Source organism: Arthrobacter sp. TmtSoilC79, from assembly GCF_059739405.1.
The window spans coordinates 738,078-749,622 of the sequence record NZ_AP046051.1; the positions used below are offsets into that span (position 1 = coordinate 738,078).

Below are 11,545 nucleotides of genomic sequence, written 5' to 3' on the forward strand. Positions count from 1 at the left end.
TTCGTTAGAGTCGGACGTCAGGTTTTCTGCGAACGACGACGGCGGTCACGTCGTCTTCCGCTGTAGCCGCGGGTGCCAACTCAAGAAGGGCAGCGCATACGCCGTCCGAGGTTGCCTCGCTCCGCGCCGACTTTTCCACGTTCCGGATGAAATCTTCGAGGGAAGCGTGGGCGTCAAGCACGCCGTCACTGACGATGACCAGGGTGTCGCCGGGTTCCATCAACAGCTCAGCGGCGGGCCAGTGCTGTCCTTCGAGGATGCCCACCGGCGGGCCGGCGGAAACCAACCTCTGGACCGCCCCCTCAGCCGGGATGTACAGCGCGAGGCCGTGACCGGCGTCGATGTAGCTGAGCCTTCCGGAAGGGGCGTCCAGCCGTGCATGGAACATGGTGGCGAAGGAGCCGGACTGGTCCAGGTCTGTGGTGATGGTGGCGCTGGCCGAGGAGAAGGCGGCGTCGATGGCCGGGGTGTCCGCTACCGAACGCATCACGGCGCGGACTGTGGCTGCGATCAGGGCCGCGCCCATGCCTTTGCCCATGGCATCCGCGAACGTCAGATGCATGCCGTCCCTGGTCTGGTACCAGTCGTAGAAGTCCCCGCCGACGCTGCGGGTCGGGCGGAAGGCACCGGCGACGTCGTATCCCTCAAGCCGCACTGTTTCCCGGGGCAGGAGGCTCTGTTGCACCACGGCTGCGCGCGCAAGTTCGTCCATCTGTGCGGTGTCTTCGGCGGGAGCGGCGGGTGTGCGGGCCCTGCGGAACAATGCCCGGATGCGGGCCTGGAGTTCCTTGGGGCTGAAGGGCTTGTTGATGTAATCGTCGGCGCCGATATCCAGGCCGTTCAGGCGGTCGATCTCATCGGCCCTGGCGGTCAGCATGAGGATGTAAGCGTCCGAGAATTCGCGCAGGCGCTTGCACACTTCCATGCCGTCGATGTCCGGGAGGTTCACATCCAAGGTCACCAATTCAGCGTTGGTGTTGCGGACAGCCTCGACGCCGGACAGACCGTCCGCGGCTTCGGTCACCACAAAGTCGAGCTGCTCGAGGACCAGGACGAGGAGGCCACGGATGTCGGCGTCATCTTCGACGACTACAGCGTGGCGGACGGGCGTGGGAGAGACCATGGCTCCATTAACTAATGCTGCTGGGTATTTGTCACGTTTAGTCACGGTACATGAAACGCCCGCTCACAAAAGTGGGCGGGCGTTACAAGTTTTGTGCAGTTATGTGAGAGAGGGATTCGCTCAGGCCCGGGGATGTGGAAGAGCGTTGGGCTCAGGCCCGGGGGATGTGGAAGAGCGTTGGGCTCAGGCCCGGGGGATGTGGGAGAGCGTTCGGCTCAGGCCCGGGGGATGTGGAAGAGCGTTCGGCTCAAGCCCGGGGGATGTGCGAGAGGGTTAGACGCCCAGCTCTTCCTTCAGCGCCTGGACGTGGCCCTGGGCGCTGACCTGGTACTGGGTGAGCTTCACGGTGCCTTCGCCGTCCAGCACAACGGTGGAGCGGACCAGGCCTTCCACGATTTCGCCGTCAACCAGCTTCTCGCCCCAGGCGCCGTAGGCCAGGGCAACCTTGTGGTCTTCGTCGGAGAGCAGCGGGAAGGTCAGTGCAAATTCGCCGGTGAACTTGGAGAGTGCTTCGGGAGCATCCGGGGAGATCCCGATGACCTCGTAGCCCTTGCCCTGCAGGCTGGCGAGGTTGTCGCGGAAATCGCAGGCTTCGGTGGTGCAGCCGGGGGTGGCTGCCTTCGGGTAGAAGTACACAATGACGTTGCGTCCGCGGTAATCGGACAGCGAGACCTTGGTGCCGTCGGCGTCGAGAAGCGCGAAATCAGGTGCTTGCGTTCCGACGAGGAGTTTCTGGGTCATGGCGATCCTTTACGTTTCACCGGCAAACAGCCGGCCTTCATTTCAAACAACAGCGGTCAAGCAAATTGCGGGGCGTTGATGTTTTACAACAGCGAATCTAGATGCTGTATTCCGCAGGTCCGCGCACCGTGGCATAGGGGCCTGGCACGAACTGGTAGCCGCCACCACGGACGGTGGCGACGGTGTGACGGGCGGAGCCTAGCTTCCGCCGCACCCTTCCAACATAAACGTCGATCGAGCGAAATGCAGCGCCGGGGAGGTCAAATGACTCCAAAAAACGTTGCAATTCTTCACGGCTGATGGCCCGTGAGCAGTTGACCACGAGGTAGCGCAGCAGCTTGTATTCCATGCCAGTAAAGGAAACCGGCTCGCCGTCCAGGAGCACTACTTCAGCGGCGAGGTCCACCGCAAGTTGGCTGCGGCGGCTGGCCAACGTTACGGGCTCGACGGCGGTGCTGCCGCCCTCTTCGGTGCTGTCGCCGCCGTCGGACATGGCTTCCGCTCGGGTCACCGCACGCGCCTCCGCGAGGGCATCGGCGAGCGAGAGAGAGCCGTTGGTACCGGCGTCGGCGGCTTCCTGCGGAGTGCCGCCCCAGGAAGTGTCGCCGACGCCGGAGTGCTCTGCCCCGGTGGCGGGCCAGATGCGGACTTCCGCCTCCGGGGCAAGTTTCATGGCACGGGCCAGCACAAGGCGTGCCGCCCTCTCCCAGACTGCGGGATCGATCTCGTCGCCCTCGGCAGGGTTGACCCAGAGGGCCAGCCCGTGGGCGGTGAGGCCGTTCCGTTCATTCACGCTGCGAGGGTTCTGGCCAGGCCGCCGTCCCGTGGAGCGCGAGGCGGGACCACGGGAAGGCGGCGGCCCGTAGGCATTGACTGCCATGACGGTTGACCTAAACGTTGCCGCGGCGGAGCAGCTTACCGCCGGGGTTCTGGCCGTCGATGGGGGTCCCGCGCAGGTAGGTCTTCCGGACGACGCCGGCCAAGGGGCGGCCGTCGTACGGCGTGATCGGGTTCTTGTGCTTGAGCTTCGTGACGTCCACAACGAAGGCCTCGTCCGGGGCGAAGATGGAGAAGTCGGCGTCGTAGCCCAGGGCGAGCTGGCCCTTGTTGTGCAGGCGTGCCAGGGCGGCGGGCTTCTCGGCCATCCAGGAGACAACCTGCTCCAGCGGGATGCCGCGGTGGCGGGCCTCGGTCCAGATCAGGGACAGGCCCAGCTGCAGCGAAGAAACGCCGCCCCATGCCACTGCGAAGTCACCGTTTTCCAAGTCCTTCAGGTCCAGTGTTGAGGGGGAGTGGTCCGAGACGATGCAGTCGATGGTGCCCTCCTGCAGGCCCTTCCAGAGGAGCTCGCGGTTGGAGGCTTCACGGATGGGCGGGCAGCACTTGTAGGCCGTGGCGCCGTCGGGGATTTCTTCGGCCATGAGGGTCAGGTAGTGCGGGCACGTCTCAACGGTGAGGTTGACGCCGTCGCGCTTTGCTGAGGCGATCATCGGCAGCGCGTCCGAGGAGGAGAGGTGCAGGATGTGGGCGCGGGCGCCGGTCCAGCGGGCACGTTCGATGACCTCGGCGATTGCCTTGTTCTCGGCGCCGCGGGGACGGGATGCCAAGAAGGTTTCGTAGTGGTCGCCGCCGGGATGCGGGGCGCGGTCGATCGCATGGGAGTCCTCGGCGTGCACGATCATGAGGGAGTCGAAGGACTTGAGCTCAGCCATGTCCTCTTCCATCTCATCCGCGTCCAGGTGCGGGAACTCGTCCACGCCGGAGTGCAGAAGGAAGCACTTGAAACCGAAAACACCTTCGTCGTGCAGCGGGCGGAGGTCGCTCTTGTTGCCCGGGATGGCACCGCCCCAGAATCCGACGTCCACAAAAGCCTGGTCCTTGGCGACCACGCGCTTCTGCTCCAGGCCGTCCACGCTGGTGGTGGGCGGGATGCTGTTCAGCGGCATGTCGATGATGGTGGTCACGCCACCGGCGGCTGCGGCACGGGTGGCGGAGGCGAAGCCCTCCCACTCGGTGCGGCCGGGCTCGTTGACGTGGACGTGGGTGTCCACCAGGCCGGGGATGAGGGTTTCGTCGTCTGCGAGTTCAATGACCTCGTTGCCCGTCAGGCCGTTGCCCAGGGGTTCGATGGCGACGATGATGCCGTCGCGGATGCCAACTTCGCGGGCTGCGAGGCCGGCGGTGGTCAGGATGCGCTGGCCCCGGATAACGAGGTCATAGGCGCCGATTGCTTCAGACATTGAGGTACTCCTTGTTTTCGGTCCGTTCCGCCAGGTACACGCCTATGTGCCTACCTAATTGTTCAAGCAACGGACCTGCTTCAGCGATACATTTTTGGACATCTTTTTCCAGATCGGTCAGTGCATGGACCGTGTGGAAGCCGGCATCCGTGAGTTGTTCCCGGCTCAGGGTACTCCGGCCGCACACTGCGATCACGGGAACCCCGTTCCGTTGCGCCGCCCGCGAGACACCCATGGGCGTCTTGCCGAGCAGGCTTTGCTCATCCAGGCTGCCTTCTCCGGTGATCACCAGATCGGCGCCCTTCAGGCGTTCTTCGAGTTCAGTGAATTCAAGCACGACGTCGATGCCCGGCCGCCGCTCTGCCTTCAGCGCCGCGATCGCAATGTAGCCAACGCCGCCCGCTGCTCCGGCGCCTTCTGCCTTGGCGGCGTACTTGGCGTGCTGGCCGGTGGTTGCTGCGAGCACGTCCACGAAGTGGCTTGCTGCCGCGTCCAGTTCGGCGACGTCGTCCGGCGTCGCGCCCTTCTGCGGACCGAAAATGGCTGGGGCTCCGCTGGCCCCCAAAAGGGGATTGTCGACGTCGGACGCCAAGACGAACTCTGTGGCCTCGACGCGGACGTCGAAGTTGGAGAAGTCGATGGTCTCGATGTCAGCGAGAGCGGCACCGCCGCCGGGGAGTTCGTTGCCGTCCTTATCCAGGAACACGGCGCCGAGGCCCTGCAGGACTCCCGCGCCGGCGTCGGTGTTGGCGCTGCCGCCCACACCCAGGATGATCTTGCGGCAGCCGAGGTCCAGCGCGGCGCGGATGAGTTCACCCGTGCCGATGCTGGTTGCGGTCTTAGCGGTCTGAGACGTGGGGCCATCCGGCAGGAGGGCGAGACCGGAAGCCGCCGCCATTTCGATGACAGCTTCCTGCTCCCGCACTGCGAAGTCTGCCTTCACCGGCTCGCCGAGCGGGCCGGTGACGGTGGTGGTCCGGCGGGTGAAGCCGGAGCCGATGGCAGCGTCGATGGTTCCTTCGCCGCCGTCGGCCACCGGAATGCGTGTTGCTTCTATGCCTTTGCCGAACCCCGCCTGCAGGCCTGCTGCCAGGTGCTTGGCGACGTCGGGCGCGGACAGCGAGCCCTTGAATTTGTCCGGGGCGATGACAACACGCATTCCGGTGCCTCCTTACTGTTTTCTCTAGGCTTTGGTCAGGATCGCGGTGGGTGCGTCCGCCGCGGACTCTGCCAACTCTTCGAACTCGTTCACGCCGTTGATCTCAACGCCCATGGAGATGTTGGTGATCTTTTCCAGGATCACTTCAACCACCACGGGAACCTTGAACTCGCCCATGAGTGCCTTGGCCTTGTCGAAAGCGGCCGGCAGATCGTTGGGGTCCTCAACGCGGATGGCCTTGCAGCCCAAGCCCTCGGCAACCTTGATGTGGTCCACGCCGTAGCCGTTGGTCTCCGGGCTGTTGATGTTCTCGAAGGCCAAGGAAACGTTCTGTTCCATGTTGAAGCCGCGCTGGCTCTGACGGATCAGGCCCAGGTAGCTGTTGTTCACCACAACGTGGATGTACGGCAGGTTGAACTGTGCGCCCACGGCCAGTTCTTCAATCATGAACTGGAAGTCGTAGTCACCGGACAGGGCAACAACGGTGGCATCCGGGGTTCCACGAACAACGCCCAGTGCGGCGGGGGCGGTCCAACCCAGTGGGCCGGCCTGGCCTGCGTTGATCCACTTGCGGGCACCGAACACATGCAGCATCTGTGCGCCGGCGATCTGCGAGAGACCAATGGTGGACACGTAGGTGGTGTCGCGGCCGAAGGCCTTGTTCATCTCCTGGTACACGCGCTGCGGCTTGATGGGCACGTTGTTGAAGTTGGTCTTGCGGTGCAGGGAGCCCTTGCGCTCCTGGCACTCGGCAACCCAACCCGAGTAGTTCGGCAGGGTCTTTGCAGCCTGGCGCTCGCGGGCCAGCTCCAACAGACCGTCCAGCGCCGCACCGGCGTCGGACGCAATGCCCAAGTCCGGGGAGAAAACGCGACCGATCTGCGTCGGCTCAATGTCGATGTGCACGAACTTACGGCCGGCCGTGTAGGTGTCCAGGCCGCCGGTGTGGCGGTTGGCCCAACGGTTGCCGATGCCGATCACGAAGTCGCTCTGCAGGAACGTCTCGTTGCCGTAGCGGTGCGAGGTCTGCAGGCCAACCATGCCGGCCATCAGCTGGTGATCGTCCGGGATGGTGCCCCAGCCCATCAGCGTGGGGATAACCGGAACGTTCAGGATCTCGGCCAGCTCAACCAGCTGGGCCGAAGCGCCGGCGTTGATGATGCCGCCACCGGCAACGATCAGCGGGTGCTTGGCAGCGGTCAGCAGGTCCAGCGCCTTTTCGAGCTGCTTGCGGGAAGCCTTGGGCTTCTCCACCGGCAGGGGCTCGTAGGCGTCGATGTCGAACTCGATCTCGGCCATCTGAACGTCGATGGGCAGGTCCAGCAGAACGGGGCCCGGGCGACCCGAACGCATCAGTTGGAACGCCTTCTGGAAAGCACCGGGAACCTGGCCCGGCTCCAGGATGGTCATGGCGAACTTGGTCAAGGGCTTGGCGATGGACTCGATGTCCACAGCCTGGAAGTCTTCCTTGTGCAGCTTGGCAACGGGTGCCTGGCCGGTGATGCAGAGCATGGGGATGGAATCGGCCTGGGCTGCGTACAGGCCAGTGATCATGTCCGTGCCTGCAGGGCCCGACGTGCCGATGCAGATGCCGATGTTGCCATCAGCTGCGCGGCTGTAGCCGTCGGCCATGTGGCTGGCGCCTTCAACGTGGCGGGCCAGCGTGTGGCGGATGCCGCCGTGGGCACGCATTGCTGAGTAGAACGGGTTGATCGCTGCGCCGGGCAGACCGAAAGCTTCGGTTGCGCCTTCCTTTTCCAGGATGGCTACGGCCGCATCAACGGTGCGCATCTTTGCCATGGTGTACTCCTTGTTTTTTGCCCTGAAGGGCGAAGTCTGTGGTGTTTTTGGGTGTGGTGAGGGAGCCGCCGTCGTTTAAGTACGACGGCGGGTTCCCTGCTTTGTTGCTTTTGCCGGCTTGTGCCGGGTGCTTACTTCCGGCCGCTGAGCTGGAGGACCTGCTTGAAGAGGCCCGAGTGGTCGAGGCCGCCGTCGCCCTGGTTGACGGTTGCGGCGACGAGCTGGGCGACGACTGCGCCGAGCGGGACAGCGACGTTGGCTTCGCGGGCTGCGGAGGTGACGATGCCGAGGTCCTTGTGGTGGAGGGCCAGGCGGAAGCCGGGGTCGAAGTTGCGGTCGAGCATCTTCTGCCCCTTCTGGTCGAGGACCTTGGAGCCGGCAAGGCCGCCGCCGAGGACCTTCAGTGCTGCGTCGGTGTCTACGCCGTAGGCCTCAAGGAAGGCGATTGCCTCGCCGAGGACCTGGATGTTGACGGCCACGATCAGCTGGTTGGCTGCCTTGACGGTCTGGCCGGAGCCGGACGGGCCGACGTGGACGATGGTTTTGCCCACTGCGTTGAGGACATCCTGCGCTGCCTCGAAGTCTTCCGCGGAGCCGCCGACCATAATGGACAGGACGGCGTCGATTGCGCCCTGTTCGCCACCGGAGACGGGGGCGTCGAGCGGGCGGATGCCGGCTGCTACGGCGTCGTCGGAGAGGCGCTTGGCGACGTCCGGGCGGATGCTGGATGCGTCGATCCAGATGGTGCCCTTCTTCGCGTTGGCGAAGACGCCGTCCTTGCCGCTGACTACACCCTCAACATCGGGGGAGTCCGGGACCATGGTGATGACGACGTCGGCGTCCTTGACTGCGTCCGCGATGCTCGTGGCACCCTGGCCGCCCTCGGAGACAAGCTTGTCGATCTTGTCCTGGCTGCGGTTGAAACCGGTGACCGTGTGGCCGGCCTTGACGAGGTTGATGGCCATGGGGAGGCCCATAATTCCGAGTCCGATGACTGCAACGTTGCTCATTGTGGTTCTCTTTCTGAAAGTCTTTGTTTTAACTCGAGCGGGCTATTTGGTGAGCGCCGCCGCTGTGGTGAGTGCCGCCGTCGTGCGTTAGTTGGCGTTGGCGCGCTGGCGGATGGCCCAGCTGAAAGCCGTTTCCTGCGGTTCTTTGTACTCGAGGCCGATGTAGCCGTCGTAGCCGAGTTCGCGGCTGCGGGCGATCCATTCGCCGAGGGGGAGGGTGCCGGTTCCGGGAGCTCCGCGGCCGGGGTTGTCGGCGATCTGGATGTGGCCGAAGTCCTTGGCGTGGTTCTCGATGACGGATTCGACGTCGTCGCCGTTGACTGCCAGGTGGTAGAAGTCGGCGAGGAGCTTGATGTTCTGTGCGCCGGATTCTGCTTTGACACGGGCGATGACCTTGAGTGCGTCTTCGGCGGTGAGGAGCGGGTACTTGGGTGCGCCGCTGACCGGCTCGAGGAGGACGGTGCCGCCGATACGGGCGACGCCTTCCGCTGCTGCGGCGAGGTTCTTTGCCGCGAGTTCGTCCTGTTCCTCAGGGGTGAACTCGTCCTGGCGGTTGCCGTAGAGGGCGTTGAAGGCCTTGCATCCGAGGCGCTCACCGATGCCGGCTACGACGTCGATGTTGTCCTTGAACTCGGAGCAACGTCCCTTCCAGGAAACCAGGCCGCGGTCGCCGCCGGGCATGTTGCCGGCGTTGAAGTTCAGGCCTGTGAGCTGAACGCCGGCGTCCTTGATGGCGGTTTCAAACTCGGTTACTTGTACGTCGGTGGGGACGGAGGTTTCGAAGGGCCACCAGAACTCGACGGCGTCAAAACCGGCTGCCTTCGCGGCGGCGGGGCGCTCGAGCAAGGGCAGCTCCGTCAGGAGGATGGAGCAGTTCACTGTGTACGTCATCGTAGGTCCTTCCGAGGAGGGGCTTGGATCTATCTTCCGGGTTGCTTGGCTGCTGCGTTCGTTCTTGGCTTCAGTTTCCGCTTTGTGGAATTTAGATTCTGCTTTATGAAAAGTTTAGGGAAGGTGGGGGTGGGAGTCAAGGGGGCGGGTGCGGAGGTGGGGGGTTTGGGATACCAAGCCTGTCCAGCAGTCTTATGGTGGAAGCCGAATCGTGCTGTGAAAGGGTACGGACCGGTTGCCGGAGCGCCAAGCTGGCCGAAGGCCCGCACTGCGGTACATTTCCTCATAGTCCAGCTACTAAACCGAGGTGAACGCGTGGCTTTGCTACTCCATTTGTCCGATCTTCATCTGGCAGAACAGTCCGTTGGAGATGTTGTTGCCGATAGCAAGACGGATGTTATCGACCTAGGCGACCAGCAGACGCGCCTAAAGATCCTTAAGGACACGCTTCGCGCCCTCGGCGAAGGGCTAAGGGCAGACGGTAAGACGCTTGATTCTATTCTTGTTTCGGGAGACATCACGGTCGGAGGCAGGAAGGACGGGTTTGATCTCCTGGGACCGCTGCTGGCCTGCCTTGGCGAGGCCAAGCCTTCAGACGACAGGATCCTAATCGTTCCTGGCAACCATGATGTCGTTAGGTCGACGAAACCTAGCAGTGTCGAACGCTATGAGCGTTTCCTTAAGCTACGAAGTAAGGACTATAAGACTGCGTACCTTGAGGGAGTAGACCTCGACAGGGAGGGACAGAGGCTCTCAACCTCAACGGACCCGGTCATCGTTGCTGAGGATCAGAGTTTCGTTTTGATCGGACTTAACTCGGCTAATTACTGTGGAATCGACACCAACCCCGAACCGGAATTGGAAGCCTATCTCCCAGACCTCCAAACTAGAGCAGGTACAGATCCCGCGCTTAACTTATTGCTGACAGCGTGGAAAACTCGCGGCCTTGCTGATATAGCCCGGCTGGATCGTCCACAGCTCATCGCTGCACACACCCGGTTAACTTCAGCTCTCAATGACATATCCGCACCTAGCCCCCTTAGAATAGTTGCCCTTCACCATCAAGTTCAGCCAGTGACCGTTACCGAGGAAATTAAGACGTTCGACGGTATTTTGAACCTTGGTGAATTCAAAGACTGGCTGGCCGCGAATCGCATCGATGTAGTTCTGCACGGTCACAAACACGAGGGCAAGGTACTTCCTGACAGTCACCTGCCCCTCAACGATGCAGATAGCCGGGGGCCGCACGATATGCTCATCGTCAGTGCCCCAACTATTCAAGTGGGTCAAAATCGTCGCGATGCCGTCGGGTACCTTATCGAAGTCGAGGGTCCCGCTGCTCGAATCGCTGGAGTGGAGATAGCGGAGGTTCCTGTCCCCGCAACGGGAAGTGCGATGATGCTTGAGCCGCTGAAGTGGGTTCGGCACCAGATTGATCAACCCTCCAGGTACGGAGTTGTAGAGGGAGAAACGGTTGACGATGTTCACAGGAAGCTTTTAGCCCTTCGAAAGCAGTTCGACGCAATTCGGGCGCCGCTGATCTGCCGCATCGCTGACGGTACTTCCGCGTACATCATTCCTGCTTCCTACCCTGAACTCCCTTCCAGTTTCGGTGACCCGCAGGAGTGGTTCACGCGAATGATTGAATGGTGGCAGAAGTCCCGAGAACTGAGATCCGGATACTTCACACATGGGCAGCGCCTGTTCGCGAACACTTCAAGGAGCCGCCCCGACCAGATCGACAAGGCCATCAAGGCCCTACTCGTTAAACCGCAAACCAGTAGGGCAATTGCCGTTCTAATGGATCCATTGAACGACTTAGCGACTGTCAAGACTGAGTTTCCGGCTTTCGTACTAGTCCAGTTCACTAAGAGAGATTCGTACCTAGATGTAACTGCATTTTTCCGCAAGCAGGAGATGCCCCACTGGTGGCCTATCAACGTGGGTGAACTTGCACATCTTCAGCACACAGTGGTGGACGCGTTGCGGAGTCATCTGAATCTGAGTGCTGGTGCCATTACGACAGTAACCGCCATGCCAACAAACGGATCAGCTATCCCGAGGGTTGCGGTCCCGCTCTTAGATCAGAAAGCCGAGGAGCATGCTGGGCTGTTGGACCTCGTGCTCCCTCTCTTCGGTATTGGCTCGTCGAGTGCTGATGTACTTTCGTCATGGCAGGAAGTTATTGAGGACTGGCGTCCCGACGACAAGGCTGCAGCAGACGGCGACCGCATACCGCGCATTGGACTCACCGCGCTCTGCGAGTTGATTGACGCGATCGGGTCAGCAGTGGGAGACTCCGGCCGCATGGCCGGCTTGCTTAGTACGCTGCAAGACCTTGAAGACGCCAACGCCAGCTATGACGGCCGGAACGACAGAGATGCAGCCGTCAGCCGTGCGAAGTGGCGTGCGACCCTCGATAGAAAACTAGGCGTCCTAACAAGGACGCTGCACGAGCTGTTGAAGGTCGAATAGCACATGCATACCTCGATGGATCCAATGAAATGTGAAATAATCGATTCAACGCACACTTACGTGGAGGTTGGAGTCATGTCCGTTGAACTAGCCTTGCCCCAGACGG

8 protein-coding genes and 1 pseudogene are annotated in these 11,545 nt (G+C 62.3%); 1 reads left to right on the plus strand and 8 read right to left on the minus strand.

Features of this window, described 5'->3' with window-relative positions:
- Window positions 1-4: 4 nt before the first annotated feature.
- From AC6JA3_RS03545 to AC6JA3_RS03580, 8 genes and pseudogenes are all read right to left on the minus strand, one after another.
- Window positions 5-1,123 carry a PP2C family protein-serine/threonine phosphatase gene (locus AC6JA3_RS03545; RefSeq protein ID WP_026543497.1) on the minus strand — a complete coding sequence of 373 codons (1,119 nt, stop codon included), beginning with the start codon at window positions 1,121-1,123 and terminating at the stop codon, window positions 5-7.
- Between the two features lie 273 nt (window positions 1,124-1,396).
- Window positions 1,397-1,864: a thioredoxin-dependent thiol peroxidase gene (gene bcp / locus AC6JA3_RS03550; protein ID WP_026543498.1), complete on the minus strand. Its 468-nt coding sequence runs from the start codon at window positions 1,862-1,864 to the stop codon at window positions 1,397-1,399.
- A 97-nt stretch (window positions 1,865-1,961) separates the two neighbouring features.
- Window positions 1,962-2,744, minus strand: coding sequence for a winged helix-turn-helix domain-containing protein (locus AC6JA3_RS03555; protein ID WP_026543499.1), 783 nt, complete (start codon window positions 2,742-2,744; stop codon window positions 1,962-1,964).
- A gap of 10 nt (window positions 2,745-2,754) precedes the next feature.
- Window positions 2,755-4,104 (minus strand): allantoinase AllB, encoded by a 1,350-nt coding sequence (gene allB, locus AC6JA3_RS03560; protein WP_026543500.1) that lies wholly within the window; start codon window positions 4,102-4,104, stop codon window positions 2,755-2,757.
- Entirely contained in the window at window positions 4,097-5,263 is a 1,167-nt protein-coding gene (locus tag AC6JA3_RS03565; protein ID WP_347782574.1) for a glycerate kinase, read from the minus strand. The genes allB and AC6JA3_RS03565 overlap by 8 nt, the downstream gene beginning before the upstream one ends.
- Window positions 5,264-5,287: 24 nt before the next feature.
- Window positions 5,288-7,063: a glyoxylate carboligase gene (gcl, locus tag AC6JA3_RS03570; protein WP_347782575.1), complete on the minus strand. Its 1,776-nt coding sequence runs from the start codon at window positions 7,061-7,063 to the stop codon at window positions 5,288-5,290.
- Window positions 7,064-7,194: 131 nt separating this feature from the next.
- Window positions 7,195-8,079: pseudogene (locus AC6JA3_RS03575) on the minus strand (2-hydroxy-3-oxopropionate reductase); the annotation flags it as partial.
- Window positions 8,080-8,160: 81 nt separating this feature from the next.
- Window positions 8,161-8,964: a hydroxypyruvate isomerase family protein gene (locus AC6JA3_RS03580; protein WP_079941766.1), complete on the minus strand. Its 804-nt coding sequence runs from the start codon at window positions 8,962-8,964 to the stop codon at window positions 8,161-8,163.
- Between the two features lie 315 nt (window positions 8,965-9,279).
- Here AC6JA3_RS03580 and AC6JA3_RS03585 point away from each other — a divergent pair, with 315 nt between their 5' ends.
- Complete coding sequence (locus AC6JA3_RS03585; protein WP_347782576.1) at window positions 9,280-11,439, plus strand: metallophosphoesterase; 2,160 nt, start codon at window positions 9,280-9,282, stop codon at window positions 11,437-11,439.
- The last annotated feature ends 106 nt before the right edge of the window (window positions 11,440-11,545 follow it).